Origin of the sequence: Maritimibacter sp. HL-12, assembly GCF_900177545.1 — a bacterium.
GTDB lineage: Bacteria > Pseudomonadota > Alphaproteobacteria > Rhodobacterales > Rhodobacteraceae > Sinisalibacter.
Map to the genome: position 1 here is coordinate 728,409 of NZ_FXBQ01000001.1, position 26,897 is coordinate 755,305.

Sequence of the window (26,897 nt, forward strand, 5' to 3'; positions counted from 1 at the left end):
CTGGCCCCGCGCGCAGCGCGCACGGGGCCTTTTCTTTGCCGCTCGCCCGTGGCAGCCTCGCCGCCATGGATGATTTCCTGATCATCGGCGGCGGCATCGCCGGCACCTCGGCCGGGGCCCGGCTGGCGGCGCTTGGCTCCGTCACCCTGCTTGAGGCGGAAGATGCGCTCGGCTACCACGCCTCGGGCCGCTCGGCGGCGTTGTTCGAACAGCAATACGGGCTGGCCGCCACCGTGGCCCTCTCGCGCGCCTCGGCCGAGTACCACGGCCATGCCAACGGTGGGGTGCTCAGCCCGCGCGGCATCATGTTCATCGGCAGCGACGGCGACGAGGAGGCCCTTGCCGCGGACATCGCCGAGATCGGGCTGCACCGGATCGGCGTCGACGAGGCGCGCGCCATGGTGCCGGTGCTCAACCCCGAGGTCGTTACCCTCGCGGCCTGGCACGAAGAGGCCTGGGATATCGACACCGACCGGCTGATCCAGAATTTCGCCCGCGAGATCCGGGCCAATGGTCAGATCGTCACCCGCGCGCAGGTGACCGCGATCCGCCGCACCGCCACCGGCTGGGAGGTAGACGCCAGCGGCGAAACCTACGGCGCGCGCCGGCTGGTGAACGCGGCCGGGGCCTGGGTCGACATGATCGCGCGGATGGCCGGGATCGCGCCGCTCGGCTTCACCCCCAAGCGCCGCTCGATGGCCCGCGTCGCCGCGCCCGAGGGCCATGACGTGAACCGCTGGCCAATGGTGTTCGGCGCGGGCGAGGCGTGGTACATGAAGCCCGACGCGGGCGCGGTGCTGATCTCGCCCGCCGATGCCGCGCCGGTCGAGCCGCACGATGCCTGGGCCGACGACATGGTGCTGGCGACGGGCATTGCCGGATGGGAGGCGCATGTCACCACGCCGGTCACCCGGATGATCGCCAACTGGGCGGGTTTGCGCACCTTCTCGCCCGACGGCAACCTGGTGCTCGGCCCCTCGCCGCAGGACCCCGATTTTCTGTGGTGCGCGGGACAAGGCGGCTATGGCTTCCAGACCGCGCCCGCCGCGAGCCAGTTCCTTGCCGATCTCGTCGCCGGCACCCCGAGCCCGCTCGACGGGGTTACCCGCGCCGCGCTCGACCCGGCACGATTTGGCTGACGCAACGAAACCGTAGTGCATGCATGCCATGTTGACCGATATCAAAGACCCGCTTGCGCTCGTCGGGCATCCCGCGCACAGGGGGAGGATCGAGCAAGTCAACCGGGTGCATTGCCCGGACCCAGGAGAATACAAATGGACGCCAACCCCCTTGCAAAGATGATGAATCCGCGCTCGATCGCCGTCTACGGTGCCTCGGAGAGCGGCAAGAGCGTGGGCAGCCTCGTCTTCGCCAACCTGCGCGCCGATGGCTTCACCGGGCCGATCTACCCGATCAACCCCAAGCACAAGACCGTGAGCGGGCTCAAGTGCTACCCCTCGATCCTCGACGTGGGCGAAGAGGTCGATCTCGCGGTGATCGCCACGCCAGCGCGCACCGTGCCCGGCATTATCCGCGATCTGGGCGAGGTGGGCACGAAGAACGCGATCATCCTGTCGGCCGGATTCGGCGAGGGCGGCGGCGATGGCGTCGACCAGGAGAAGGAATTGATCGCGGCCGCCCAGCGCGCGGGTGTGCGCTTCATGGGGCCGAATTGCGTGGGCCTCGTGCGGCCCTGGCACAACATGAACGCCACCTTCCTGCGCGCCGGCACCCCAAGGGGCCGGATCGCGCTGATCAGCCAGTCCGGCGCGCTGAACTCGGCGATTTCCGACTGGGCAGAACCCAACCACCTCGGGTTCTCCGCACTGGTCTCGCTCGGCAACTCGACCAATATCGACTTCGGCGACGTAATGCAGTTTCTCGCCACCGACCCGCACACCGATGCGATCCTGCTCTATGTCGAGGGTATCCGGAACGCTCCGGGCTTTCTTTCGGCCATGAAGGCGACAACGCGGCTCAAGCCGGTGATCGTGCTGAAATCGGGTCGCCATGCTTCCAGTTCGGCGGCGGCGGCCACCCATACCGGCGCGCTGATGGGCACCGACACGGTGTTCGACGCGGCACTGGAGCGCACCGGCGCGGTGCGGGCGCTGTCCTTCGGCCAGCTCTTCGCAGCGGCCGAGATTCTCAGCTCCAACAAGCGCGCGTCCGGCAACCGGCTGGCGATTGTCACCAATGGCGGCGGCGCGGGTGTGCTCGCCGCCGACCGCGCGGGCGACACCCGGGTAGACCTTGCCAAGCTCTCGCCAAAGACCATCGAGGCGCTCGGCAAGATCCTTCCGCGCTACTGGAGCCATGGCAACCCGGTGGACGTGCTCGGCGATGCCGGCGCGAAGGAATACGGCGCGGCGGTGAAAGCCGTGTACGACGACCCCAACGTCGACGGGTTGCTCGTGCTGCTCACGCCGCAGGCGATGACCGACGCCAAGGCCATTGCCAAGGCGGTGATCGACGCGCTGCCGAAGAAGCGCACCAAGCCGGTGCTTGCGAGCTTCATGGGCCAAACCTCGGTTTCGGAAGCCCGCGAATTGCTGTCGACGAACGGCATTGCCGACTTTGCCACGCCGGAACCCGCCGTCTCGGCGTTTTCCTACCTCGCCCAGCATCACCGCAACCGCCGCCTCGCGCTCGAAACCCCCTCGCCACTTTCGGAGACCCATCACCCCGACCTTGAGGGTGCTCGGATGATCGTCGATGCCGTGCTCGCCGAAGACCGAGACATGCTGTCGGACGTGGAGTCGAAGGCCCTGATGCGCGCCTTCCACATCCCCGCCAACATGACCGTGGAGGCCGAAAGCGAGGCCGAGACGCTGGTGGCGGCGGAAACCGTGGGTTTTCCGGTGGCCGTCAAGATCAACTCGCCCGACATTTCGCACAAATCCGACGTCGGCGGGGTGCGGATCAACATCTCCGATGCCGCCGAGGTCAAGCGCGCCTTCCGCGCCATTGTCGATGCGGCGAAGAAGGCCCGTCCCAACGCGCGGATCAAGGGGGTGACGGTCGAGGCCATGGCCAAGGTCACCGACGGGCGCGAACTGGTGATCGGCGCGAGCCGCGACAAGGTGTTCGGCCCCACCATCCTGTTCGGTGCCGGCGGCACCATGGTCGAGGTGCTCAAGGATAGCGCCGTTGCCCTGCCGCCGCTGAACTCGGTTCTGGCCGACCGGCTGATCAACCGCACCCGGGTATCGCGCCTGCTCGATGCTTTCCGCGACCGCGCGCCGGTCGACCGCGAGGCGGTGATCGACGTGCTGATGCGGGTCTCCGACCTCGTGTGCGAACTGCCGCAGGTGGTGGAGCTTGATATCAACCCGCTCTTCGCCGGGCCCGACGGGGTGCTGGCGGTGGATGCCCGGGTGCGGGTGGCCCGCCCGCCGGCGCGCGACGGGCGCTATGATCACGTGTCGATCCACCCCTACCCGCGCCACCTCGTGCGCGAGGACTACCTGACCGACGGCACACCGCTGATCATACGCCCGATCCGTCCCGAGGACGCCGAAAGCGAACAGACCTTCGTGCGCGAGCTTTCCGACGAGGCCAAGATGTTCCGCTTCATGGGGGCGATGAACGAGCTCAGCCCGGAGATGCTGGTGCAGTTCACGCAGATCGACTACCGGCGCGAAATGGCGATGGTGGCCATGGTGCAGCGCGGCGAGACCTCGCAACAGGTTGGCGTGGCGCGCTATGTCATCAACCCCGACGGGCGCAGTTGCGAGTTCGCCATCGTGGTCAACGACAAGGTCCAGCACCAGGGCATCGGTACGCGGCTGATGAAGGCGCTGTTCGGCGCGGCGCGCGATCACGGCATGACGGTGATGGAGGGCACCGTGCTCCGGAACAACGCCCCGATGCTCAAGCTGATGCAGGATCTCGGTTTCACCCAGCGGATGGACCCCGACGACCCCGAACTGATGCTCGTCGAGCGCTATCTCTGAGGAGCGGCCGATGCTGGGTTTCATCTCGCACTTCGAGTGCCACGACCACGTCACCGGCGATCTGCACCCCGACGCGCCGGTGCGGCTGGAGGCGATCACCAACCAGCTCATCGCTTCGGGGATGGACTACGTGCTGCGCCACTTCGATGCGCCGAAGGTCGCCCGGGCCGATCTCGAACGGGTGCACGACGCGGATTATCTCGACCGCGTCTATGCCATGGCGCCCGCGAAGGGCGCAGCCCCCGTGGAGATCGACGGCGACACGGTGATGAGCCCGGGAACGCTGGCGGCGGCCGAACGCGCGGCGGGCGCGGGGGTTCTGGCCGTCGATCTGGTGATGCAGGGCGAGGTCAACCCGGTGTTCTGCGCCGTGCGCCCGCCCGGCCACCACGCGGTGCGCGGGCAGGCGATGGGGTTTTGCCTGTTCAACAACATCGCCGTGGCGGCGGCGCATGCGATGGAGGTGCACGGGCTGAGCCGGGTGGCGATCGTGGATTTCGACGTGCACCATGGCAACGGCACCGAAGACATTTTCAAGGCCGACAAGCGGGTGCTGTTCTGCTCCTCGTTCCAGCACCCGTTCTATCCCTTCACCGGCCACGAGAAGGAAACCGAAAACCTCGTCGATGTGCCGCTGCCTGCCGGGGCCGGATCGAAGGAGTTCCGCGCGGCAATCACCGATCACTGGCTGCCGCATCTCGACAGTTTTGCCCCCGAGATGCTGTTCATCTCCGCAGGTTTCGATGCCCACGTCGCCGACGACATGTCGTCACTCGCGCTCACCGACGACGATTACGGCTGGCTCACGGGCGAGTTGGTCAAGATCGCCGAACGCCACGCCAAGGGCCGGATCGTGTCGATGCTGGAAGGCGGCTACGAGCCGCACGCGCTCGGGCGCTCGGTGGTGCGCCATCTCGACGTGTTGCTGGGCTAGGCGCCCTTCGGGGCCAGCGACCTTCGCCGCTGACCCCGATATGACAGCGATCAGCCGAGCAGGCCGACGAGGTCTTCCTTGTGCGCTTCTTCATAGTGGTCGAAGGTCGATACGAACCACGCGGTGCCTCGCGTCGCTCCGGCGAGCGTGTTGAACAGCGCGTCCTCCGCCGCCATTGGCAACAGCGCCTGGAACACGTCCCACCCGGCGGCGTTGTCATGCGCCTCGAAGCCGAGAACCTGCCCCTTCAGGCCGGACACCACTGGCACCAGGCCACCCGAAAACACGCTCGGCACGTGGATGTCGATCTTCATGATCGGCTGCAACAGCACCGTCCCGACCTCCGCGAGCGCCTCCTTGATCGCGTTCTTGCCGGCAGTGCGGAAGGCGAAATCGGAACTGTCGACCGAGTGGCTCTTGCCGTCTTTCAGCTCCACCGCGACATCGACCACCGGAAAGCCGTTCGGCCCCTCCGCCAGCGCGTCGCGCGCGCCTGCTTCCACCGAGGGAATGTAGTTCTTCGGTACCGCGCCGCCCTTCACGCTGTCGCTGAAGGCAAAGTTCGAGCCGCGCGCGCCCGGACGCAACTCCACCACGACGTCGGCAAACTGCCCCGCACCGCCGGATTGCTTGCGGTGCCGGTATTGCACCTCGGTGCCGCGCCGGATGGTCTCGCGCAAGGCCGGGGGAACCGCGCCTTCCTCCACCTCGATGCCGAAATCCTCGGCCAGCTTGCGGATCAGCCGACGCATGTGCAACGGCCCCTGGGTGGCCAGAACCGGGTTGCCGCTGCGCTCGTCCTGGCTCGCCACCAGCCCCGGGTCGATTTCCACCAGCCGCTCGATGGCCGCCGACAGCCGCGCCTCGTCCTTCTCGTGGACGGGCGTCACGATCCGGCGATAGGTCGAGGCATGCGGCACAGCCCAGCCCGGCAGATCCTGAACCGCGGCGGCCGTGAAAGCCCGGCCCCCGCTGAGATGGTCGGTCTTGACGGTCAGGCCGACAGCACCGGGCGCGAGGCTTGAAAGCCCGGTCTTGGCATCGAGATCGGTGAGCGAGCCGACGTTGGCACCGCCCAGCCCCTGCCCCGCCGCCACGTTGTCGCCGAGCGCGCGCAGGAGCACGGTCTTGCCGAGGTGCTTGACCATTTCCGCCATCGCGCCCACCGCCACCGCCTCACCGCCCAGCCGCGCCGCCGCGACCTCGACACCGGGCGCTTCGTGGCGCAGCGCCTTCATCAGTCGGGTGATGCCGTTGCGATGTTCGGCCGAACCGAGAAACACCGGCACGAGATCATGGTGCTGCAATGTCTTCGCCGCGACCTCATAGACCTCGTCGGGCAGAATTTTTTTGTCCTCGATGATTTCCTCAAGCAGCGCGTCATCGAAATCGGCATAGCTCTCGAGCAGTTCGGCGCGGGCCTCCGCCTCGCGCGGGCGCAGGTCGGCGGGGATCTGGGTCAGCGACGACGGCTCGCCTTCGTGGAATTTCCACGCGCGCTCCGATACCAGGTCGACCACCCCGACGATCTCGCCATCCTCGCGGATCGGCACTTCGCGCAGCACGACATGGTGCCGCGAATAGGCCTGCAGCGCCGACACGGTTTCCGACATCCGGCTGTCGGGCGCGTCGGCCTTGTTGATGAAGACGAGCGCGGGCACCCCGGCCTCCTCGATCATCCGCAGGTAGGGCGCGGCCAGAACCGCCGCCTCGGCATCGGCGGGAACGCAGAGCACCACCGCGTCGGAGGCAGCCAGCGCCGGCCCGATCGGAGAAAGGTTTTCCGCCCCGCCGGCGATGTCGATCGCGGCCCAGGACTCGTCCATGAAATCGAAGCTGCGCACGCTGGCAACCCCGGGCACCTCGAACACCTTGCCCGGCTTGCCATCAAGCCCGACCAATGCCTCGATCAGTGTGGACTTGCCGGCGTGCGACGGGCCGAGGACGGTGAAAACTCTCATGGGGGTTCCTCCTGCGGAATGGTTGTCCAACCTTACCGGGATCATCGCATGCGGCCTTGCGTCAGATCAAACACCATTGCTTGCCGGAGGCGCAAACGCGGGCTAGATCAAGACATGCAAACCCCGCCGCGTGCCGCGCTCCTGTTCATTCTGGCCACGATCCTGATCGACGCGATCGGGATCGGCATCATCTTTCCGCTGATGCCCGACCTGATGGCGCGTGTCGGCGCAGGCGATACCGCCTCGGGCGCGATCTGGGGCGGCATCCTGCTGGCCGCCTATGCCGCGATGCAATTCGTGTTCGCCCCCATCGTTGGCGGGCTGTCGGATGCCTTCGGGCGCAAGCCGGTGTTGATCGCGGCGCTGGCAACTCTTGCGCTGGACTACGTGGTCATGGCGCTGGCAACCACCTTCTGGGTACTCCTCCTCGGCCGCCTGCTCGCGGGCGCGGCGGGGGCCACCTACATCACCGCCACCGCCTATCTCGCCGACATCTCGCCGCCCGAGAAACGCGCGGCGAACTTCGGCCTGATCGGTGCGGCCTTCGGTGTGGGCTTCGTGATGGGCCCGGCGCTCGGCGGAATCCTCGCGACATGGCATGTCACGGCCCCGTTCTGGGTCGCGGCCGCGTTCGCCGCCGCAAACGTCGCGCTCGGCCTCCTTGTGTTGCCCGAAAGCCTGCCGCCCGCACGTCGCCGGCGCTTCACAAGGCGCGATTTCAACCCGTTCCGGGCGATCCTCGACGCCTTCCGCCTGCCCGGGCTCGCGGTGCCGCTGGCGCTGCTCTTCGTTTTCGAGCTGGCCAACATGGTCTACCCTGCGCTGTGGTCGTTCTGGGCGCGCGAAACCTTCGGCTGGACGGCTGCTGCCATCGGGCTTTCATTTGCCGCCTACGGGGCTGGTGTAGCCTTCACCCAAGGCGCGGTGCTGCCCTTCCTCGTGCCACGCATCGGCGACTACCGCACCTTGCTGTTCGCCGGGATGGCTGCGGTCGTGGCGCTGTTCGGCCTCGGTTTCACAACCGCCGCATGGGTCGTTTTCGCGCTCGTGCCGATCGCCTGCCTGTCGGACATGTTCCCGCCGACGATCACGGCAATGATGTCGAACGCCGTAGCCGAAGACCGACAGGGCCTGCTGCAAGGCGTGATTGCCGCCCTCGGTTCGATCGCCGCGATCCTCGGCCCGCTGGTCGCGACGCCGCTGTTCAGGGTGTTCGCCGCCGACAACGCGCCGCTCTACCTGCCCGGCATGCCCTTTCTCGCGGCGGGCGTGCTTCTGCTTGCCGCCGCGCCCGCGCTCCTGGCGCTCAACCCCCGGCGCAAGCGCATTCGGTGACCGGCCTTGCAACCGTGCCGCGATCCGGGGCATCCTTGCGGCAAAGCGCAACGGGCAGGGCAATCCGCCATGTGGAAGATCAGAACCCACCGGCTGGGCATCGACCAGGGCTCGTTGATGCTGTTCTCGGACTACAAGCACAACGGCACAATGTGGACCGGGGAAGGCGCACGTGAACTGCGCCAACGCGTGGACTTCGGCGAACCCTTTCTGCAGGCCCCCGCTGTCAACGTGGGCATGTCGATGTGGGATGTCGACCACAGCACGAACCAGCGAATGGACATCTCTGCGGAGAATGTCGAGACGAGCGGGTTCGATCTCGTCTTCCGCACCTGGGGTGACAGCCACGTTGCCCGCGTCCGGGCCGACTGGATCGCGCTCGGCGAAGTCCGGCACGAGGACGACTGGGACTCGTTGCTCTGAACTTCGCCAAGCGGACCCCGACCCCGAACTTTTCCGGGGAGGTGCGTTCACCGATGGAAAGGCCCCGATCCGCACCGGCCGGGGCCGATACTGCCCACCTACTCTGCAAGCGGATCACGCCTTTCAGGCGGCGCGAGGTCGTCGCGCAGCGTTACGGACGGGCGACGTGCCAGACACCGCCAACCCCGTCGCCGGTCATCTCGCCGGGCTGGGTGTCGTCTTTCCAAAGGTAGAGCGGTTCGCCCTGGTAGGCGACCTGCATGGCGCCGTCGTCACGTTCGATCAGGCTGTAGCCTTGCGGAAGGTCCGTCCCCTCGGGGGCGGTCAGCGGCGGCCAGTTCTCGGCGCAGGAATCGTAGCACGTCGACATGCCTTCGCTGTCATTGTCGAAGGTGTAGAGGGTCATCTTGTTGGAATCCATGAGGAAAACCTCATCGCCTGCCTGGCCGGTCATCACCACGGTCTCCATGCCGTTGTCCATCGCGTCGCCAGACATCTCCGAGTCCGCCGACTCGTCGGAACCGTAGGAATCCTGGGCGAGCGCCGGTCCGGCGAAGGCGAGCAATAGGGCAGAGGTACTCACCAGTTTCAACATGTGCATGTCATCCTCCTTTCGATACGGGTTGCGAATGGAAGTGAGGACAAGTGTAACACTTTGGTGCCGCTGGTGGGGCGTGCTCACGAAATTGCGAAAACGCGCTCGGCGGTAATTCGCCCGGTTGGCGTAAATTTGCCGCATCTGCGGATGCAATCGGGGAGCCACGACGCTTCTGTCATGAAAAAACCCCGCGCCGCAAAGGCACGGGGTTTTTCGATTTTCAAAGGTGGACCCGGTCAGCCCGCCTTGGCCTGCAGCCCGAGATCCGAGGCGATCTGCGCGATGTCACCGACCTGCTTTGCAAGCTGGTCGAGCATCTCCGGCGTTGCGTTGTCGCGCGCGGCCACGGCGGCGCTCACGAAATCGTCGAGCACCTCTTGCGTCACTTCGTTCACCGGCATCGCACGCTCGGCCAGAACCGACGTGCCTTCGGGCGAGACCTCCGCGAAGCCGCCGGTCACCACGAACTTCTCCTCGCCGTTCGCGCCCTGCACGGTCACGATACCGGGACGCAGGGTGGCGATGACCGGCGCATGGTTTGCCATGGCCGTGAAATCGCCGTCTGCGCCGGGGATCTGCACCGCGCTGGCTTCGACCGAGGCCAGACGGCGCTCGGGCGAAACCAGGTCGAATTGCATCATGTCAGCCATCAAGGCCTCCTATCTGGCGTCGATCAGGCCGCGTCGGCCGCCATTTTCTCGGCTTTCGCGATCACGTCCTCGATGCCGCCGACCATGTAGAAGGCGCCTTCGGGCAGGTGATCGTATTCGCCAGCCACAACGGCCTTGAACGATTTGATCGTGTCTTCGAGCGGCACCTGGATACCATCCGAGCCGGTGAACACCTTCGCCACGTCGAACGGCTGCGACAGGAAGCGCTGGATCTTCCGGGCGCGGGCGACGGTGAGTTTGTCTTCCTCGCTCAACTCGTCCATTCCGAGGATGGCGATGATGTCCTGCAGCGACTTGTAGCGCTGGAGGATGTTCTGCACGTCGCGCGCGACCTGGTAGTGCTCTTCGCCCACGATCGCCGGATCGAGGATCCGGCTGTTGGAGTCGAGCGGGTCAACCGCCGGGTAGATGCCCAGTTCCGAGATCGCGCGGTTGAGAACCGTGGTCGCGTCGAGGTGGGCGAAGGTGGTGGCGGGTGCCGGGTCGGTGAGGTCGTCGGCGGGCACGTAGACGGCCTGGATCGAGGTGATCGAGCCGGCGTTCGTCGAGGTGATGCGCTCCTGCATCTGGCCCATGTCGGTCGCCAGCGTCGGCTGGTAGCCCACCGCCGAAGGAATACGGCCGAGAAGCGCCGACACTTCCGAACCGGCTTGCGTAAAGCGGAAGATGTTGTCGACGAAGAACAGCACGTCGGTGCCCGACTGGTCGCGGAACTGCTCGGCCAGCGTCAGGCCGGTGAGCGCAACGCGGGCACGGGCCCCCGGAGGCTCGTTCATCTGACCGTAAACAAGCGCCACCTGACTTTCCGACAGGTTGTCGGGCTTGATGACGTTGGATTCGATCATCTCGTGATAAAGGTCGTTGCCCTCACGGGTGCGCTCGCCAACCCCGGCGAACACCGAGTAGCCGGAGTGCACCTTGGCGATGTTGTTGATCAGTTCCATGATCAGAACCGTCTTGCCCACGCCCGCGCCGCCGAACAGGCCGATCTTGCCGCCCTTCGAGTAGGGCGCCAGCAGGTCGATCACCTTGATGCCGGTGACCAGAATCGCGGTCTCGGTCGACTGTTCCTTGAACTCGGGCGCTTCCTGGTGGATCGCCCGGCGTTCCTCGGCCTCGACCGGGCCCTTCTCGTCAACGGGCTCGCCGATCACGTTGAGGATGCGGCCGAGCGTGGCGTTGCCGACCGGAACCATGATCGGCGTGCCCACGTCGGTCACTTCCTGGCCCCGAACGAGACCCTCGGTGGCGTCCATCGCGATGGTGCGCACGGTGTTTTCGCCAAGGTGCTGGGCCACTTCGAGCACCAGACGCTTGCCGTTGTTCTCGGTCTCGAGCGCGTTCAGGATCGCCGGCAGCTCATCTTCAAACTGCACGTCGACAACGGCGCCGATGACCTGGGTCACTTTGCCTTTTGCATTTGCCATGTGTTTCGTCTCCGGTTCCGTTTAGAGCGCCTCGGCGCCCGAAATGATTTCGATGAGCTCGTTGGTGATGACGGCCTGGCGCGAGCGGTTGTACTGGATCGTCAGCCTGTCGATCATGTCGCCCGCGTTGCGGGTGGCGTTGTCCATCGCCGACATCCGTGCGCCCTGCTCGGAGGCCGCGTTTTCCAGCAGCGCCGAGAAGATCGCGGTGGCCACGCCCGAGGGCAGCAGGGTTGCAAGAACCGCCTCCTCGGAGGGTTCGTAGTCATACACCATGCCGGTTTGTTCGGTCGCAGATTCGACCTCGTCGAAGGTCGCCGGGATGATCTGCTGCGCCGTCGGGATCTGGCTGATCACGCTCTGGAAACGGCTGAAGAAGATCGTCGCGACGTCGAACTCGTCGCCATCGAAGCGGGCGATGATGTCGCGCGCGATCGCCTGGGCGCTGTCGTATCCGATATAGCGGATATCGCCCAGATCGACGTGATCGAGGAAGAAATCCGCGTAATCGCGCTTGAGCTGCTCACGGCCTTTCTTGCCGACGGTGATGATCTTCACGGTCTTGCCTTCGGCGGTAAGCCTGTCGGTGTGGGTTTTCGCCAGCTTCACGATCGACGAGTTGAAACCACCGCAGAGACCCCGCTCGGAGGTCATCACCACGAGCAGGTGCACCTTGTCGTCGCCGGTGCCACGCAGCAGCCTCGGCGCGGCTTCGGAGCCCGCCGCGGCCTTCGCAAGCCCGGCCAGAACGGCGTTGAACCGCTCGGTATAGGGCCGCGACGACTCGGCCGCATCCTGTGCCCGCCGCAATTTCGCGGCGGCCACCATCTGCATGGCCTTGGTGATCTTTCGCGTCGACTTGACGCTGTCGATCCGGTTTTTCAGGTCCTTAAGACTTGGCATTGCCAGCCTCCTCTTGAGATCACCTAAGCCTTACGAAAAGCCCTTTGTGAAGGCATCGAGCACGGCCTTGATCTTGTCGGCCAGTTCGTCTTTGACCTTGCGGTCGTTGTTGGTGATATCGTCGAGAAGGTCCTTGTGGTCGGTGCGCAGGTGCGTGAGCAGACCCTTCTCGTAGCGCCCCACGTCCTTCACCGAGATCTTGTCGAGGTAGCCGTTGGTCCCGGCAAAAATCACGCAGACGATCTCGGCGTTGGTCAGCGGCGAATACTGCGGCTGTTTCATCAGCTCGGTCAGGCGCGCGCCCCGGTTCAGAAGCCGCTGGGTGGCGGCGTCGAGGTCGGAACCGAACTGTGCGAAGGCGGCCATCTCGCGGTATTGCGCGAGCGACAGTTTCACCGGGCCGGCAACCGAAGACATCGCCTTGGTCTGGGCCGAGGAGCCCACGCGGCTCACCGAAAGGCCGGTGTTCACCGCCGGGCGGATGCCCTGGTAGAACAGCTCGGTCTCAAGGAAGATCTGGCCGTCGGTGATCGAGATCACGTTGGTCGGGATGAAGGCCGACACGTCGCCGCCTTGCGTTTCGATGATCGGCAGCGCCGTCAGCGAACCCGCGCCGTGGTCTTCGTTCAGCTTGGCCGAGCGTTCGAGCAGGCGGGAGTGCAGGTAGAACACGTCGCCCGGGTAGGCTTCACGCCCCGGCGGACGGCGCAGCAGGAGCGACATCTGGCGGTAGGCCACGGCCTGCTTGGAAAGGTCGTCGTAGACCATCAGCGCGTGGCGGCCGTTGTCGCGGAAGAACTCGCCCATCGCCGTGGCGGTGTAGGGCGCGAGATACTGCATCGGTGCCGGGTCGGAAGCGGTGGCGGCCACCACGATGGAATATTCCATCGCGCCGTTTTCTTCCAGCTTCTTGACGAGCTGCGCCACGGTCGAGCGCTTCTGGCCAACGGCAACGTAGACGCAATAGAGCTTCTTCGATTCGTCGTCGCCGGCCGCCTCGTTGTAGCTCTTCTGGTTCAGGATCGTGTCAAGCGCCACGGCGGTCTTGCCGGTCTGGCGGTCGCCGATGATCAATTCGCGCTGACCACGGCCGATCGGGATCATGGCGTCAACCGACTTGAGGCCGGTGGCCATCGGCTCGTGCACCGACTTGCGCGGGATGATGCCCGGCGCCTTGACGTCGGCAACCGAGCGCTCTTTCGCCTCGATCGGGCCCTTGCCGTCGATCGGGTTGCCGAGCGCGTCGACCACGCGGCCAAGCAGCGCGTCGCCCACCGGCACGTCCACGATGGACTTGGTGCGCTTGACGGTGTCGCCTTCCTTGATGTCCCGGTCGGACCCGAAGATCACGACACCGACGTTGTCGGCTTCGAGGTTCAGTGCCATCCCCCGGATACCGCCGGGGAATTCGACCATCTCACCGGCCTGCACGTTGTCGAGGCCATGGACCCGGGCAATACCGTCACCGACGGAAAGCACGCGGCCCACTTCGGCCACCTGGGCCTCCTGGCCAAAGTTCTTGATCTGCTCCTTCAGGATCGCAGAAATCTCGGCTGCTTGGATACCCATTCTTATCCGACCTCTTTCATGGAATTCTGGAGTGCATTGAGCCGCGAGCGGATCGAACTGTCGATCATCTTCGAGCCAACCTTGACGACAAGACCGCCGATGAGGCTTTCATCGACGGCCAGTTTGATCTTCACATCCTTGCCAACGGACGCCTTCAGCGCCTTGGCGAGCTTGTCCTGTTGGGCCTTGGTCATCGCCTTGGCGGCGGTCACTTCGGCAGTCACCTCGCCCTTGTCTTCGGCAATCGCCGCGCGCAGGCTGGAGATGAATTGCGGCAGGATGAACAGACGGCGTTTTTCGGCCATCACACCCAGTGCCCCGGCGATCATCGCCGAAAGACCCATCTTCGCCGCCAGCGCGGTCACCGCCTTCGCCTGATCGCCGCGCGAATAGACCGGCGAAGCAATCATCGCGGCCAGATCGGGGCTCTCGGCAATCGCGGCGTCGAGCGCATCGAGATCCTTCTCCACGGCGGCAAGTTTCTTGTCTTCGCGGGCCAGTTCGAAAACGGCCGTTGCGTATCGCTGGGCGATGCCAGTTGAGATCGAAGCTTCGGACACGTCCACCCTTCCGATGTCTTTAGCCCCACTGTTACCTGCCTTGGCAAGCCGGGGCGGCCCCTAGATGCCGCGCGGAATGCGAGCGACCTGAAATCGGCGTGGGTCTAGCAGAGGCACAACCGTCCCGCAACACTGTTGCGCGGGTTTATCGCCAACATTAAAGATCTATTCATAAACCTTTAACATGCCTGCGGCGTATTGCATCACGCCAATGCCGGATCGAGGCGGGAAATCCCAGATTCCGGCACTGCGAATCCCCCCGCTGGATGTCTGCGCCCGCGCGATCACCGGGCCGTCAGAGCCGATCAGGACTTGCGGCTGGGTTCCGGCAGGCCAAGACCTTCGAGCACACCGAGGGGGCGCTTGACCCGCTCGCCCAAACCAGGCCGGCGCGGTGCCGGAACCTGTTTGGAGGCCTCGACGATCAGAACCCCGCCCGCAAGCGCCATCGGCAGCGATTGCCCGATACGCTCCCATGCCGGGGCGGTCTTCAGCCAGAACCGCCGCTTCGACGGCGGCTGAAACAGCGCGGCGGCGTGGTGCTCGATCGAAAACCCGTGATCTCGCAGCAGACGTTCAAGCTGGCTGAGCGAATATGGTCGTCCAAACCCGAACGGCGTGGCGTCGGACCGCGACCAAAGCCCGGCCCGGTTGGGCACGATGAAAAGCGCACGCCCGCCGGGGCCCAATGTGCGATAGGCTTCCTGCAACAGGGTATCGGGATCGGTCGAGGTTTCGAGCCCATGCATGAGAACCAGTTTGTCGACCACGCCGGTATCCACCGGCCAGAGCGTTTCATCGCATAGCACCGAGACATTGGGCAGGCCCACCGGCCAGCGCATCACCCCCTGCGGCCCGGGCATCAACCCGATCACCCGGCGCGCCTGGTCGAGATAGGGCCGCAAGAGCGGCACGGCGAAGCCGAAGCCAAGCACGGTTTGGCCCTTCGCCTCTGGCCACAGGGCGCAGACCTGCCCGCGCACCGCGCGTTGCGCCGCGCGGCCCAGTGCCGAGCGGTAATAGAAGCTCTTGAGGTCCTGAACGTCCAGATGCATGCCCAAAGACTAGCCGATCATGGCGGATTCGCCAGAGCGTTGAAGGCCGGAGGCGATGAAACCGCGTTCGGTCGGCGCGCGTCTGCAAACCGGCCCTCCCTCCCCGGTGGCGGCACGGGTCTTGCGCCGATGCCCCGATCCTTCCGGGACCAACTCGATGGCACATGGCGGCAACGCCCGGGCATCGACCGGGTTTGTCTCAAGGCCGGATCGTCACCGCAACGTCGGCACCCGAAATCACCGCACCGTCGCGGATCATCCGGGCCGATATGGTCCATTCACCCACCTGCCAGCCGTCGGCAGGACGGCGTTTGCCGGAGGCGCGGAACGCCTGCGCGAAGGGTTTTTCAAAAGCGATGTCATGGCGGTGCCAGATCGCGCCGTCCGGCTGCTCGATCACAATCTCCACCACGTCGCCCGCCCGCGCGCCGAAAAGATAGGCCCAGCCGACCAGCGCGGGGGCGTCGGCGGGCAGGCTGGCGCGTCCGGCCCGGCCGGCCTTGATCGCGTCGTACGCGGGCACCCCGGCGGCCGCGCCGAGCGCGATGAGGCCGCCCGGCACATAGGTGATCGGGTCCGCCCAAAGTGTGTCACCGGGGCGGGCATCGGGATCGCAGCGGCGCGTGCCATCGGGGGCAAAGGGATCGACCACCGTGCCATCCTTGCGCAGAGACAGGTGGAGATGCGGGGTTTCGGTCAGGCCGGAATAGCCGACCTCGCCAAGCGGCGTGCCGGTCGCGACCCGAGCGCCGCGCGCCACGCTGACCGATCCCGCCTTGAGATGACAATACTGGCTTTCCCAACCGCCGCCGTGGTCGATCACCACGCCGTTGCCGCACTCGCGCCCGTCAAGGTCTTCGGGCATCGTGCCGTCGCGCCCGGTGTCGGCCATGCCGTCGCGGCTGGCCCGCACCACGCCTGGCGCGGCAGCGCGCACGGTCACTCCCTCCACCATCGCGGCGCGCGACACCAGCGCGAAATCGGTGCCCTTGTGGCCGTCATAGGTGAGCCCGCCACAGGCGAAATCGACCGCATCCGGCCCCGGATCGGTATCGACAAAGTTCTGGATGAAACAGCTCTCACCCGGCACGCAGTCAAGCGGCAAGCCAAGGCGCAGCGTGTCGGAGCGGCCGGACTGCGCGGCGAACAGCAACAGGGCGGCAAGCAAGCTGAACCGGATCATGCGACCTTGGTCGCGCCTCGCACGGCCTGCGTCAAGCCCTTCCCGCCTCGGTGCTTCTTGGGTCGTCAAATACCTTCGGGGGGTGAGCCCGGCACGGGCGAGGGGGGCAGAAAGCCCCCCTTTCCCTTTGTGCCGGATGCCGCCGTCAGTCGGCGGTCAGCAGCGGCGGCTTCTTGCGCGAGGTCAACCGCAGCTTGCCGGGCTCCTCGACGACAAGGTCGATCTGGCCGGCCTTCACCCCGACCTTGACGATCCCGCCCTTGGTCAGCTTGCCGAACAGCAGTTCCTCGGCGAGCGGCTTCTTGATGTGCTCCTGGATCACCCGGGCCAGCGGGCGTGCGCCCATCTTGTCGTCATAGCCCTTCTCGGCGAGCCATTCGGCCGCCTTGCGGGTCAACTCGATGGTCACACCGCGATCCATCAGTTGCGCCTCGAGCTGGAGCACGAACTTCTCCACCACCTGCAGGATCACCTCGCGACCGAGCGGCGCGAAGTTGATCACCGCGTCGAGCCGGTTGCGGAACTCCGGGCTGAAGGTGCGCTCGATCGCGGCGGTATCCTCGCCCTCGCGGCGCGACCGCCCGAAGCCGATGGCCTCCTTGGCCTGCTCCTGCGCGCCCGCGTTCGAGGTCATGATCACCACCACGTTGCGGAAATTCACCGTGCGACCGTTGTGGTCGGTCAACTCGCCGTGGTCCATCACCTGAAGCAGGATGTTGTAGACATCCGGGTGCGCCTTTTCCATCTCGTCGAGCAGAAGCACGCAATGCGGGTGCTGGTCGACGCCATCGGTGAGCAAGCCGCCCTGGTCGAAGCCGACATAGCCCGGCGGTGCGCCGATCAGGCGGGACACCGCGTGTTTCTCCATGTATTCCGACATGTCGAAGCGCAGCAACTCGACCCCGAGGTTGTCGGCCAGCTGGCGCGCCACCTCGGTCTTGCCCACCCCGGTGGGGCCGGCGAACAGGTAGTTACCGATCGGCTTTTCCGGCTCGCGCAGGCCCGCACGGGCGAGCTTGATCGCCGAGGCCAGCGCCTCGATTGCCCGGTCCTGGCCGAACACCACGCGCTTGAGCTTGGCGTCGAGGTCGCGCAGGGTTTCGGCATCGTCTTTCGACACGTTCTTCGGCGGAATGCGGGCGATCTTGGCGACGATGGCCTCGATATCCTTCACCCCGATCGACTTCTTGCGCTTGGAGGCGGCGAGCAGGTGCTGCGCCGCGCCCGCCTCGTCGATCACGTCGATCGCCTTGTCGGGCAACTTGCGGTCGTTGATGTAACGGTCGGAGAGTTCGACCGCCGTTTTCAGCGCGTCGTTGGTATACTTGATCCGGTGATGCTCCTCGAAATGCGGCTTGAGGCCCTTGAGGATCTTCACCGTGTCGTCGACCGTGGGTTCGTTCACGTCGATCTTCTGGAACCGGCGCGCGAGCGCGCGGTCCTTCTCGAAGTGCTGGCGGAATTCCTTGTAGGTGGTCGATCCCATGGTGCGCAGCTTGCCGCCCTGAAGCGCGGGTTTGAGCAGGTTGGAGGCATCCATTGCGCCGCCCGATGTGGCGCCAGCGCCGATCACGGTGTGGATCTCGTCGATGAAGAGCACCGCGTCGGGGTGGTTTTCAAGCTCGTTCACCACCGCTTTCAGGCGTTCCTCGAAATCGCCCCGGTAGCGCGTTCCGGCGAGCAGCGCGCCCATGTCGAGCGAGAAGATGGTGGTCTTTGCCAGCACCTCGGGCACATTGCCCTCGACGATCTTCCACGCCAGCCCCTCGGCGATCGCGGTCTTGCCAACGCCCGGATCGCCCACCAGCAGCGGGTTGTTCTTGCGGCGGCGGCACAGCACCTGGATGCAGCGCTCGACCTCGTAATCGCGCCCGATCAGCGGGTCGATCGCGCCCTTCTGGGCCTTCACGTTGAGGTTCACACAATACTTGCCGAGCGCGCTGTCGCCTTCCGACGAGTCGTCGTCGCTGCCGTCAACGGCGGTGTCGTCGAACTCCGGGGTGCCCGATATCGGCCGGGATTCGCCGAAAGACGGGTCCTTGGCCACGCCATGGGCGATGTAGTTGACCGCGTCGTAGCGGGTCATGTCCTGCTCCTGCAGGAAATAGGCGGCGTTCGATTCGCGCTCGGCGAAGATCGCCACCAGCACGTTCGCCCCGGTCACCTCGGTCCGGCCCGAGCTCTGAACGTGGATCGCGGCGCGCTGGATCACCCTCTGGAAGGCCGCCGTGGGCACCGCTTCGGAGCCCTCGATATTGGTTTCCAGAGTGGTCAGATCCTCGTCGATGTACTTGACCAGCGTGGCGCGCAATTCTTCGAGGTTCACGCTGCAGGCCTTCATCACCCGCGCCGCGTCCGGCTCGTCGATCAGGGCGAGCAGAAGATGTTCGAGCGTTGCCAGCTCATGGCGTCGCTCGTTGGCCTGAGCCAGCGCCGCGTGGATTGCCTGTTCTAGCGTGTTGGAAAAGGATGGCACCTTTTTCCCTCCTCGTTCGCGTTTTCGGGGTCGAGGCGCTTCTGCCCGGCCTCAACCCTGTTCCGATAGTATTAGAGTTCGGTTTTCCCGGCGCGTCTTCAAGGCTTTTCTGAAATTTTAAGTCTCACGAGGATGAGAGGGGGCGAAGTTCGGCTCAGAATTTGTCTTTCGCGGCCCGGATATGGGCGAAAACCTCGACATCGGGTGCGCCCGACAGGCCAAGCCCTGCCTTCACCACCGGATCGCCCGCCCGCAGGAAGGGGTTGGTGGCCTTTTCCAGCGCCAGCGCGGACGGCACGGTGGGCACCCCGATGGCACGGGCGCGCTCGGTTTGCGCCGCGCGCTTGATGAGCGCCGGGTTGTCCGGCTCGATGGTCAGGGCGAATCGGGCGTTGGCCGCGGTGTATTCGTGGCCCGAACACACCATGGTGTCGTCGGGCAGGTCTGCGATTCGGCTGAGCGTGGCCCACATCTGCGTCGGCGTGCCCTCGAACAGCCGGCCGCAGCCCAGCGCCATCAGGCTGTCGCCGGTAAAAACCGCGCCGGCCTTGGGCAGGTAGTAGGCAACGTGGCCGCTGGTATGCCCGGCGGCATCGAACACCCGCACCTCGCGGCCCCACATGTCGTAGGTCTCACCCGGTTTCACGGCGGTATCGAGCGGCGGCAGGCGGTGGGCATCGCGTTCGGCACCGATCACCTCGGGGTGGAACGCCGCCACCAGTTCGGCCACCCCGTCGATATGATCGGCGTGGTGATGGGTCAGGAAGATATGCGTGAGCTGCCAATTGTGCTTTTCAAGCTCGCGCTGGATCGGCCATGCCTCGGGCGCATCGAACAAGGCCGTGGCACCCGTCTTGCGGTCATGCGCGAGGAAGGCGTAGTTGTCGGCAAGGCAAGGGATGGTTTCGATCTCAAGCGTCATGGCAGGCTCCTCGTGCTGCAATGCATGTTGCCCAATCAGCCAAGGCGGTGCAACCTGCCGAAATGACCCGCAAAGGTGACATGACGCCCACGCATAGCAACGCCGACAGCCTCGATGACGGGCGGCTTTCGGCCCCCGCCGCGGTGCGCAACGCCTCGGCCATCGTCGCGGCGCTGGCCGACTGGCTGCCGGCAAGCGGCCGTGCGCTGGAGATCGCGGCCGGAACCGGCGAACACGCGGTGGCGCTGGCCCGCGCCAATCCCGGCCTCGACTGGCAGCCCACCGACATCGACCCGGCCCGCCTTGCCAGCATCGACGCATGGCGCGCCGCCGAGGGCGTCAAGAACATGCGCGTGGCCGTGGTCCTCGACGCCACAACGCCCGACTGGACGGTCGAGCCGGTGCGCGTGGTCTACCTTGCGAACCTGATGCACCTTCTGCCGGAGATCGGCGCCACCAACGTCGTTCGCGGCGCGGCGCGCGCGCTTGAAGCGGGCGGGCAGTTCTGCGTCTATGGCCCGTTCCGCCTTGGCGGCACCTTCCGTTCCGAGGGCGACGCCGCCTTCCACGCCCGGCTCACCGCGGCCGAGCCGTCGATCGGCTACAAGGATTTCGAATGGATCGAGACCGTGGCCGCCAAGGCAGGGCTGAACCGGGTTGCCCTGATCGAGATGCCTGCCAACAATCTCGTCGCGATCTTCAAAAAGCCCTGACCGCGCCTGCTTCCTGCCGGGCGCGCATCTCCGGCACCTTGCGCGCGTCAACGGCTCACTTCTCGGTCAGTTTCAGTTCGATCCGGCGATTGGCGGCATAGGCCGCGCTGCTATCGCCTTCGGCCACCGGCTGATACTCGCCAAAGCCGGTTGCGGCGAGGCGGTCGGGCGGGAAGCCCAGTTCCTCGATCATGTAGAGCACCACCGAGCGCGCCCGGGCCTGGCTCAGTTCCCAGTTGTCGGCATAGTCGCTGGTGGACCCCAGTTGCGTCTTGTCGGTGTGGCCATCGACGCGGATCACCCAGTCGATCTCGGGCGGAATCTCGTCGGACACCTCGGAAAGGATCCGCGCCACCCGGTCGATCTGCTCCACACCGCCGGGGGAGAGATCGGCACTGCCGGGATCGAACAGAACCTCCGACGAAAACACAAAGCGGTCGCCGACGATGCGCACGCCCTCGCGGTCACCGAGGATTTCGCGCAGCCGGCCAAAGAACTCCGAGCGGTAGTTCTCCAACTGCTTGGCTTCCTCTTCGAGGCGCTTGCGCTCGGCCTCTTCGAGCGCGGCCCTACGGCGCTCCTCGGCGGCAACCTGCGCCAGTGCCGCGTTCAGCCGCGACCCCAGCGCCTCGATCTGCACCTGCGCCTCGGCATCGCGCTCGGCGGCCTCGTCGAGCACCTCCTGCAGCGACCCGAGTTGCGCCCGCAATGCGGCAACCTGTTCATTGAGCAGGGCCACGCGCCGTTGAGCCTCGGCCGAAGCCGCTTCCTCGCGCGACAATGCTTCATTGGCGGCGGCCAGCAGCGCAGCCTGGCGCTCGCTTTCGGTCAACGCGGTCTCAACCTCCTGCTCGGCGGCGAGCTTGGCGGCGAGCGCCTCGGCGAGCCTTTCGCGCAGCGCCGCCTGATCGCCAACGTCGCCTTCAAGAGCCTCCAGTTCCGAAAGTGCCAATGCAAGGCGTTCGTCGAGATCGGCGTTGGCGGCTTCCGCCGCAGCCAGCAGGGTGAGGGTTTCTTCCGCTTCCTTCCGGCGCTCCTCCAGCGAGAGCGTCATCGCCGTCAACTCGTCCTCGGCATTGGCGAGCCGTTCGCGCAGGGCCTGCGCCGCCGCCGCCTCGGCCAGTCGCGCGCTTTCTTCTTCGGTGAGGGCAGCCTCGGCCTCGGCAAGCCGCGCGCGCAACGCCTCGGCGGCTGCCGTTTCGGCCAGCCGCGCCGCCTCGGCCTCGTCGAGCGTGGTATCCACATCGGCCATCCGCGCGCGCAATTCCTCAAGCGCCGCCGCCTCGGCCAGTCGGGCGGCTTCTTCCTCGCTGAGATCGGCCTCCAGCGTCTCGATCCGCTCCGCCATCGCATCGGTTTCGGCCTCGCGGGCCTCGAGCCTTGCGAGCACATCGGCCAGCGTGGCCTCGCGCGTTTCGAGTTGCGACAACGCCAGCGCAAGGCTTTCCTCGCGCGCCGCTGCCCCGGCCTCGAGCTCGGCGATCATCGCCTCCAGCGCCTCGCGGCGCGCGGCGGCAAGGCGGGCAGCCTCGGTCTGTTCGTCAATCTCGTCGCGGGCCCTTGCGAGCGCAAGGTTGAGCGCCTCTTGCTCGGTGATCAGCCGCTCTTCCGCCGCTTCCAGTTCTTCGACCCGCGCCGACAGTTCCTCGCCCTCGGCCAATGCCTCGTCGCGCGACGCCAGCAGCGTGGCAACCTGGGCCTCGAACGCGGTGATCTGCGCCTCCTGCCCGGCAATTTCCTCGTCCCGCTCGGCGATCTGCGCGGTGAGCGAGGCAATCAGTGCCGATTGTGCCTCGGCCTCGGCGCGCGCATCGCCAAGCGTGGCGCTCAAACGCCCCACCTCGTCGCGCAGGGCAAGGTTTTGCGATTGTTCCAGCCCCAGCGCCTCGGCCAGTTCCGCCACCCGGGCGGAGAGCGCATCAAGCTCGCTGGCCTGCCCCGAGATCGTTTCGCGCAGCACGAATTGCACCACCATGAAGATCGTGAGCACGAACATCAGCACCAGGAGAAGCGCCGTCATCGCATCGACGAAACCCGGCCAGATCGCGGTCGAGACGTTGCGGGTGCCTCGGCGATTGAGCGCCATCTCAGCCCCCTCGCCCGCCGCCAAGCTGGCGAACCGCACGCGTGAGCGCCGCGAGATCGGAGCGAAGATCGGTCAGGCTTTCCTGTCGCCCGGCAGAAATCTCTTCGAGGATGCGCAGGAGCTGCACGTCGATCGAGCGCAGCCGCATCCGGCTTTCGGCATCGACATGTGCGCCGCCCTCTTCCGCCCGGCCTTCGAGTGCGGCGATCATCCGTTCCTGCCCCTCGGCGATGCGGATGAGATAAGGCGTCGATACCCCTTCCGCTTCGATCTGCCGCGACAGCCGCTCCACCGCATCGGCAAGCTGGCCAAGGCGTTCGTCGACCAGGGCCCGGCTCACGTCGGACTGGGTGAACATCTGCTGCAGTGCTTCCATCTGCTCGGACATATGCGCCAGCCAGACCGTGGCACCGCTGGCCTCGGTCGGCGGCTCGCCCTCGCCGGGCGCAAAGCCGAACCGGGTGATCGACGACAGCCATTCCTCGAGTTCACGGTAGAACCGGTTCTGGCCGTGGGTGGCGAACAATTCGAGCAGACCCACCACGAGCGAGCCCGCAAGGCCGAGCAGCGACGAGGAAAACGCCGTGCCCATTCCGCCAAGCTGGCTTTCGAGCCCCGACATCAGCCGGTTGAACACCTCGACGCCGCCGTCGCCCTCCTCGGGTGCCAACGAGCGGATGGTTTCGACCACCGCCGGAACCGTCGTGGCAAGACCGAAGAACGTGCCAAGAAGCCCAAGGAAAATCAACAGGTTGGTGATGTAGCGCGTGATATCGCGCTCTTCGTCGATACGCTGGGCGACCGACTCGAGAATCGACCGCGCCGATGTGGCCCCGATCTGCATGCTCTGACCGCGCCCGCGCAGAAGCCCTGCCAGCGGCGCGAGCAGGCGCGGCGGGCGGTTGGCATCATGGCCTGCCCGCGCGTGGACATGACCCTTGATCCAGCTGACCGAGGCAAACACCTGCACCACCTGCCAGAGTGTGGCGAACAGGCCGATGACGAACACGAAGCCGATGAAACCGTTCAGGTAGAGGTTGGCGAGGAAAACCGGCAATACCTTGGGCAGCGCGATGAAAACCCCGAAACCCACCAGCCCGAGGGCAACAAGCATCAGGATGATCTGCCGCACCGGTCGCGTGAAATTCGGTTCTGCCCCGAGATCGGGCTGGTCCATGAGGACCCCCTTGCCTGCTTGTTTCCTCGCCGGCGAGGATAGGGGCAAGCTGCACCAGTGCCAAGGGAAATGCCGCTTTCGGCCTCAGGTGTCCATCGCGCGCACCACCCGGGCCAGCCAGCTCAACTCGGCATCTTCGATGCCGAGCGCGGCGAGGTGGTCGGCGGTGTTGAAAAGGTAGTCGCGGTTGGGGCCCCGGTCGCCCACCGCGCGAGCGATGATCGCTGCCTGTTCGTCGAGCGGCAAGCCGCCGCAATACTGCACATGATCGCGGTCGATCACGTAGGTCACCGCATCCACCTGCCGCCCGTCGGCGAGCGCCAGTTGGTGGACTTGCTCGATATAGGCCGACGAAATCAGTTCGCGCTCCCGCAGCACCGCCATGGTTTCCTCGTGCGCGCCGGGATCAACCCGAAATGCCATTCCCGTGCAGGCCACGCCGGGGTGCGGATCGAGCGCCAGCACCAGGCCGGGGTGCGCTGTGGTGCCGCGATGGTGGATCGACCGCATGCAGAAACTGCGGGCATGGTCCGGCAGCGTGGCGAGCACGGTCTCGACATGGTCGAAGCCCGGGTGCCAGATCAGCGACCCGTATCCGAAAACCCAGAGATCCTTGCGCGCCATGCCGCTGGCCCTCGCTTCGTAACGCCGCTAGAACGACACCAGTCCTAGCAGAGAGGCCCCCATGCGCAAGCTGACCGTGCTGATGCTCCTCGCCGTTCTCGCCGCGCTCGGCTGGGGGCTGTTCTGGCTCGTGGGCGCGACCGCGATGGAAAAGGCGCTCGCGCACTGGTTCGACGAAAGGCGGGCCGAAGGCTGGCGGGCCGAGGTCGCCGCATTGGACACGCGCGGCTTTCCCAGCCGGTTCGACACCACCTTCGAGGGACTGGACCTGTCCGATCCCGATACCGGGGTGGCCTGGTCGGCTCCGCTGTTCCAGCTCCTGTCGCTGAGCTACAAACCCAACCACCTGATCGCGGTATTCCCCGGCCTCCAACGGTTCAAAACCCCCGATGCGGCCTACGAGATAGAGGCCGAGGCAATGCGCGCCTCGCTCATTCTCGCGCCAAGCCTGAGCCTCGAAACGGTCAGCAGCACGATCGAAACCGGCCCGGCCCGGCTTGTCTCGTCAAATGACGGGACGGCAACGCTCGAGCGCGCCCAGCTTTCGATGCGCCAGACGCCGGGCGAGGCCGACAAGGGCGTCAACGATCTCTATCTCACCGCCGTCGGGGTCGATCCCGGCTCGGCGCTGCTGGACCGGCTCGACGGGGTGGCGGGGCTCGGCGCGGTGATCGACGAAGTGACGCTTTCGGCCCGGGTGCGCTTCGACCGGCCGTGGGACCGGCGCGCCATCGAGGTTGCCCGGCCGCAGCCCCGGGATGTGATGTTGGAGGCCTTCACCGCCCGATGGGGCAAGCTTCGGCTCACCGGGTCGGGCACGCTGGAGATCGACGCCGACGGCGAGCCTCAAGGCGAGATTGCGCTCGAAGCGGTGAACTGGCGCGAAATGGTCGAGATCGCCGAGGCGACGGGCGTTTTGAGCGAGGGCGAAGCGCGCCGCTACCTGCAAGGCCTCACCCTCGTCGCCGCCTTGTCCGGCGACCCCGACACGCTCGATGTCACCTTGCGTTTCGAGCGTGGGCTTGCCTTTCTGGGCCCGCTCCCACTTGGCGCTGCCCCGGACCTTCGGCTTCCGTGACCCGCACCGGATCGGTGCGAACCCCGCAACCGGCGGGCTAACCGCGCAGCCGCCCGGCCAGTTTCGAGGGCCAGCCGGTCATCTTTTCCGCGATCTTCCCGGCGATCTGTTTCGGGATGCGTCTCTCGATCGCGCTGTAGGTCGTCTCACCCGCCAGCAGATCGAAGAACGCCTTGCGCATGGTGAGCGAGGTGGCGAGCTTTTCCTTGAACAGGCTGGAGAAGCGATCGGAATACTCGAAGTGGCGCAGCTTGTTGGCCTTGTCGAGTTCGGTGTGAATGTAGCGGATGCGTTTGCGGTAGAGCCCGGTGGCGGTGGCCGGTTTGCCCGCCTTCAGCGCCTCGGCCGCCGCCGCGACCGCCTCCGCGCCGCTCTCCATCGCGTAGGCCAGCCCCTCGCCGGTGATCCCATCGACAAGCCCCGCGGCATCACCGGCAAGCAGGATGTTGCCGCGCCCGGGCACCTTTTGGTAGTCGCCCAGTGGAATATGCGCACCCTTGATCTTCACGCCCTCGCCGGCCGCCCCGGCTTCCAGATCGAGGTACTGCGCCATCTTTCCCTTGAGGTCCTGATCCAGAGACCTGATCGAGCCAAGGCCGATGGTGCGGGTATCAAGCTTGGGGAAGTTCCAGCCATAGCCCCAGTTGACGATGCGGAAGTCGATCGACATCCGCGCATCGGCATCGCAACCGCCCGGCACCTCGGCCTCGAAGGCGAAGCCGATCTTGTCGGGGTCGAAGGCGCGGCCGAAAATGTGGCGCGCCACCGGGCTGGCGGCGCCATCGGCGCCGATCAGCACACCATAGCCGATCCGGGTACCATCGGCGAGCACCAGCGCGTTGGCGGCATCGTCAAAGGTTTCGATCCGTGTGCCCTGGTAGTCTTCCGCCCCGGCGGCGATGGCTTCGCGCAGCAGCCGGTGGTCGAGATCTACCCGGTAGGTATAGGTCAGGTCATAGGGCGCATCGAACTCGGCGAGCGTTTCGCCATCCCACTTGAACGCCACCTTGCGGGAATAGAGAAAATGCTCCGGATCGACCTCGAGGCCGAAGATATCGCGCATCGCCTTCTGGCCGCGCCCCGAGAGCAGCGCACCGCAGAGCTTGTGACGCGGAAAGGTGGCGCGGTCGATCACTGCCACCGAAAGCCCCAGCGCCCGCGCGCGCCGCGCCGCCGACGACCCCGCCGGCCCTGCCCCGACCACGACCACGTCGTAGGTTTTCACGCCATCCACCATCGCACACCC

General features: G+C 66.1%; 22 protein-coding genes. 7 read left to right on the forward strand and 15 right to left on the reverse strand.

What is annotated here, in order from left to right; all coding sequences use genetic code 11:
* The first annotated feature begins 65 nt into the window (after positions 1-65).
* The 3 genes from B9Y97_RS03755 (at position 66) to B9Y97_RS03765 (ending at position 4,890) form a co-directional block, all read left to right on the forward strand.
* Positions 66-1,139 carry an NAD(P)/FAD-dependent oxidoreductase gene (locus B9Y97_RS03755; RefSeq protein WP_085525498.1) on the forward strand — a complete coding sequence of 358 codons (1,074 nt, stop codon included), beginning with the start codon at positions 66-68 and terminating at the stop codon, positions 1,137-1,139.
* A gap of 135 nt (positions 1,140-1,274) precedes the next feature.
* Positions 1,275-3,956, forward strand: a complete 2,682-nt coding sequence (locus B9Y97_RS03760; RefSeq protein ID WP_085525499.1) for a bifunctional acetate--CoA ligase family protein/GNAT family N-acetyltransferase — start codon at positions 1,275-1,277, stop codon at positions 3,954-3,956.
* A gap of 10 nt (positions 3,957-3,966) precedes the next feature.
* Positions 3,967-4,890, forward strand: coding sequence for a histone deacetylase family protein (locus B9Y97_RS03765; protein ID WP_085525500.1), 924 nt, complete (start codon positions 3,967-3,969; stop codon positions 4,888-4,890).
* Between the two features lie 50 nt (positions 4,891-4,940).
* Here the strand turns inward: B9Y97_RS03765 and B9Y97_RS03770 are convergent, their stop codons facing one another.
* On the reverse strand, positions 4,941-6,851 hold the full coding sequence (locus B9Y97_RS03770; RefSeq protein ID WP_085525501.1) for an elongation factor G: 1,911 nt from the start codon (positions 6,849-6,851) through the stop codon (positions 4,941-4,943).
* A 114-nt stretch (positions 6,852-6,965) separates the two neighbouring features.
* Between B9Y97_RS03770 and B9Y97_RS03775 the strand changes: the two genes are divergently transcribed.
* Entirely contained in the window at positions 6,966-8,186 is a 1,221-nt protein-coding gene (locus B9Y97_RS03775) for an MFS transporter (protein WP_085525502.1), read from the forward strand.
* Between the two features lie 69 nt (positions 8,187-8,255).
* Entirely contained in the window at positions 8,256-8,609 is a 354-nt protein-coding gene (locus B9Y97_RS03780) for an H-type lectin domain-containing protein (RefSeq protein ID WP_085525503.1), read from the forward strand.
* A gap of 151 nt (positions 8,610-8,760) precedes the next feature.
* Here B9Y97_RS03780 and B9Y97_RS03785 read toward each other — a convergent pair whose 3' ends face one another.
* The 10 genes from B9Y97_RS03785 to gloB all read right to left on the reverse strand — a co-directional run bounded on the left by B9Y97_RS03785 (position 8,761) and on the right by gloB (position 19,973).
* Positions 8,761-9,210 carry a COG4315 family predicted lipoprotein gene (locus B9Y97_RS03785; RefSeq protein ID WP_254900841.1) on the reverse strand — a complete coding sequence of 150 codons (450 nt, stop codon included), beginning with the start codon at positions 9,208-9,210 and terminating at the stop codon, positions 8,761-8,763.
* Positions 9,211-9,443: 233 nt separating this feature from the next.
* The gene (locus B9Y97_RS03790; protein ID WP_085525504.1) at positions 9,444-9,857 is read right to left on the reverse strand and encodes a F0F1 ATP synthase subunit epsilon; all 414 of its coding nucleotides are present in this window, start codon (positions 9,855-9,857) and stop codon (positions 9,444-9,446) included.
* A 23-nt stretch (positions 9,858-9,880) separates the two neighbouring features.
* Positions 9,881-11,305, reverse strand: coding sequence for a F0F1 ATP synthase subunit beta (gene atpD / locus B9Y97_RS03795; protein ID WP_085525505.1), 1,425 nt, complete (start codon positions 11,303-11,305; stop codon positions 9,881-9,883).
* Between the two features lie 21 nt (positions 11,306-11,326).
* Positions 11,327-12,208 (reverse strand): F0F1 ATP synthase subunit gamma, encoded by an 882-nt coding sequence (locus B9Y97_RS03800; protein WP_085525506.1) that lies wholly within the window; start codon positions 12,206-12,208, stop codon positions 11,327-11,329.
* Positions 12,209-12,238: 30 nt separating this feature from the next.
* Positions 12,239-13,777 carry a F0F1 ATP synthase subunit alpha gene (gene atpA, locus B9Y97_RS03805; protein WP_085525507.1) on the reverse strand — a complete coding sequence of 513 codons (1,539 nt, stop codon included), beginning with the start codon at positions 13,775-13,777 and terminating at the stop codon, positions 12,239-12,241.
* A gap of 2 nt (positions 13,778-13,779) precedes the next feature.
* Positions 13,780-14,337 (reverse strand): F0F1 ATP synthase subunit delta, encoded by a 558-nt coding sequence (locus tag B9Y97_RS03810; protein ID WP_085528087.1) that lies wholly within the window; start codon positions 14,335-14,337, stop codon positions 13,780-13,782.
* A gap of 305 nt (positions 14,338-14,642) precedes the next feature.
* Positions 14,643-15,392: a class I SAM-dependent methyltransferase gene (locus tag B9Y97_RS03815; RefSeq protein WP_085525508.1), complete on the reverse strand. Its 750-nt coding sequence runs from the start codon at positions 15,390-15,392 to the stop codon at positions 14,643-14,645.
* Positions 15,393-15,591: 199 nt separating this feature from the next.
* A complete protein-coding gene (locus tag B9Y97_RS03820; protein ID WP_085525509.1) occupies positions 15,592-16,575 on the reverse strand; it encodes a M23 family metallopeptidase in 984 nt (327 codons plus the stop codon).
* Between the two features lie 145 nt (positions 16,576-16,720).
* Positions 16,721-19,051 carry an ATP-dependent Clp protease ATP-binding subunit ClpA gene (gene clpA / locus B9Y97_RS03825; RefSeq protein WP_085525510.1) on the reverse strand — a complete coding sequence of 777 codons (2,331 nt, stop codon included), beginning with the start codon at positions 19,049-19,051 and terminating at the stop codon, positions 16,721-16,723.
* 154 nt (positions 19,052-19,205) lie between these two features.
* Entirely contained in the window at positions 19,206-19,973 is a 768-nt protein-coding gene (gloB, locus tag B9Y97_RS03830) for a hydroxyacylglutathione hydrolase (protein ID WP_085525511.1), read from the reverse strand.
* Positions 19,974-20,035: 62 nt separating this feature from the next.
* Here gloB and B9Y97_RS03835 point away from each other — a divergent pair, with 62 nt between their 5' ends.
* Positions 20,036-20,686, forward strand: coding sequence for a DUF938 domain-containing protein (locus B9Y97_RS03835; protein ID WP_254900842.1), 651 nt, complete (start codon positions 20,036-20,038; stop codon positions 20,684-20,686).
* Positions 20,687-20,741: 55 nt separating this feature from the next.
* Here the strand turns inward: B9Y97_RS03835 and B9Y97_RS03840 are convergent, their stop codons facing one another.
* The 3 genes from B9Y97_RS03840 to B9Y97_RS03850 form a co-directional block, all read right to left on the reverse strand.
* Complete coding sequence (locus B9Y97_RS03840) at positions 20,742-22,772, reverse strand: peptidoglycan -binding protein (RefSeq protein WP_085528089.1); 2,031 nt, start codon at positions 22,770-22,772, stop codon at positions 20,742-20,744.
* Position 22,773: 1 nt separating this feature from the next.
* Positions 22,774-23,949 (reverse strand): biopolymer transporter ExbB, encoded by a 1,176-nt coding sequence (locus B9Y97_RS03845; RefSeq protein ID WP_085525512.1) that lies wholly within the window; start codon positions 23,947-23,949, stop codon positions 22,774-22,776.
* 84 nt (positions 23,950-24,033) lie between these two features.
* Positions 24,034-24,573, reverse strand: a complete 540-nt coding sequence (locus B9Y97_RS03850; protein ID WP_085525513.1) for a gamma-glutamylcyclotransferase — start codon at positions 24,571-24,573, stop codon at positions 24,034-24,036.
* A gap of 61 nt (positions 24,574-24,634) precedes the next feature.
* Here B9Y97_RS03850 and B9Y97_RS03855 point away from each other — a divergent pair, with 61 nt between their 5' ends.
* Positions 24,635-25,651 carry a DUF2125 domain-containing protein gene (locus B9Y97_RS03855; protein ID WP_085525514.1) on the forward strand — a complete coding sequence of 339 codons (1,017 nt, stop codon included), beginning with the start codon at positions 24,635-24,637 and terminating at the stop codon, positions 25,649-25,651.
* Between the two features lie 37 nt (positions 25,652-25,688).
* Here B9Y97_RS03855 and B9Y97_RS03860 read toward each other — a convergent pair whose 3' ends face one another.
* Positions 25,689-26,876: a geranylgeranyl reductase family protein gene (locus B9Y97_RS03860; protein WP_176224289.1), complete on the reverse strand. Its 1,188-nt coding sequence runs from the start codon at positions 26,874-26,876 to the stop codon at positions 25,689-25,691.
* Between the last annotated feature and the right edge of the window lie 21 nt (positions 26,877-26,897).

Excerpts from the sequence above, each read along its gene's own strand:
- B9Y97_RS03820 (WP_085525509.1), bottom strand. The coding sequence starts at position 16,575 with ATGATCCGGTTCAGCTTGCTTGCCGCCCTGTTGCTGTTCGCCGCGCAG.
- B9Y97_RS03800 (WP_085525506.1), bottom strand. The coding sequence starts at position 12,208 with ATGCCAAGTCTTAAGGACCTGAAAAACCGGATCGACAGCGTCAAGTCG.
- B9Y97_RS03755 (WP_085525498.1), top strand. The coding sequence starts at position 66 with ATGGATGATTTCCTGATCATCGGCGGCGGCATCGCCGGCACCTCGGCC.
- B9Y97_RS03840 (WP_085528089.1), bottom strand. The coding sequence starts at position 22,772 with ATGGCGCTCAATCGCCGAGGCACCCGCAACGTCTCGACCGCGATCTGG.
- B9Y97_RS03785 (WP_254900841.1), bottom strand. The coding sequence starts at position 9,210 with ATGCACATGTTGAAACTGGTGAGTACCTCTGCCCTATTGCTCGCCTTC.
- B9Y97_RS03850 (WP_085525513.1), bottom strand. The coding sequence starts at position 24,573 with ATGGCGCGCAAGGATCTCTGGGTTTTCGGATACGGGTCGCTGATCTGG.
- B9Y97_RS03760 (WP_085525499.1), top strand. The coding sequence starts at position 1,275 with ATGGACGCCAACCCCCTTGCAAAGATGATGAATCCGCGCTCGATCGCC.
- atpA (WP_085525507.1), bottom strand. The coding sequence starts at position 13,777 with ATGGGTATCCAAGCAGCCGAGATTTCTGCGATCCTGAAGGAGCAGATC.
- B9Y97_RS03855 (WP_085525514.1), top strand. The coding sequence starts at position 24,635 with ATGCGCAAGCTGACCGTGCTGATGCTCCTCGCCGTTCTCGCCGCGCTC.
- atpD (WP_085525505.1), bottom strand. The coding sequence starts at position 11,305 with ATGGCAAATGCAAAAGGCAAAGTGACCCAGGTCATCGGCGCCGTTGTC.
- B9Y97_RS03815 (WP_085525508.1), bottom strand. The coding sequence starts at position 15,392 with ATGCATCTGGACGTTCAGGACCTCAAGAGCTTCTATTACCGCTCGGCA.
- B9Y97_RS03790 (WP_085525504.1), bottom strand. The coding sequence starts at position 9,857 with ATGGCTGACATGATGCAATTCGACCTGGTTTCGCCCGAGCGCCGTCTG.
- B9Y97_RS03765 (WP_085525500.1), top strand. The coding sequence starts at position 3,967 with ATGCTGGGTTTCATCTCGCACTTCGAGTGCCACGACCACGTCACCGGC.
- B9Y97_RS03835 (WP_254900842.1), top strand. The coding sequence starts at position 20,036 with ATGACCCGCAAAGGTGACATGACGCCCACGCATAGCAACGCCGACAGC.
- gloB (WP_085525511.1), bottom strand. The coding sequence starts at position 19,973 with ATGACGCTTGAGATCGAAACCATCCCTTGCCTTGCCGACAACTACGCC.
- B9Y97_RS03845 (WP_085525512.1), bottom strand. The coding sequence starts at position 23,949 with ATGGACCAGCCCGATCTCGGGGCAGAACCGAATTTCACGCGACCGGTG.
- B9Y97_RS03770 (WP_085525501.1), bottom strand. The coding sequence starts at position 6,851 with ATGAGAGTTTTCACCGTCCTCGGCCCGTCGCACGCCGGCAAGTCCACA.
- B9Y97_RS03780 (WP_085525503.1), top strand. The coding sequence starts at position 8,256 with ATGTGGAAGATCAGAACCCACCGGCTGGGCATCGACCAGGGCTCGTTG.
- B9Y97_RS03775 (WP_085525502.1), top strand. The coding sequence starts at position 6,966 with ATGCAAACCCCGCCGCGTGCCGCGCTCCTGTTCATTCTGGCCACGATC.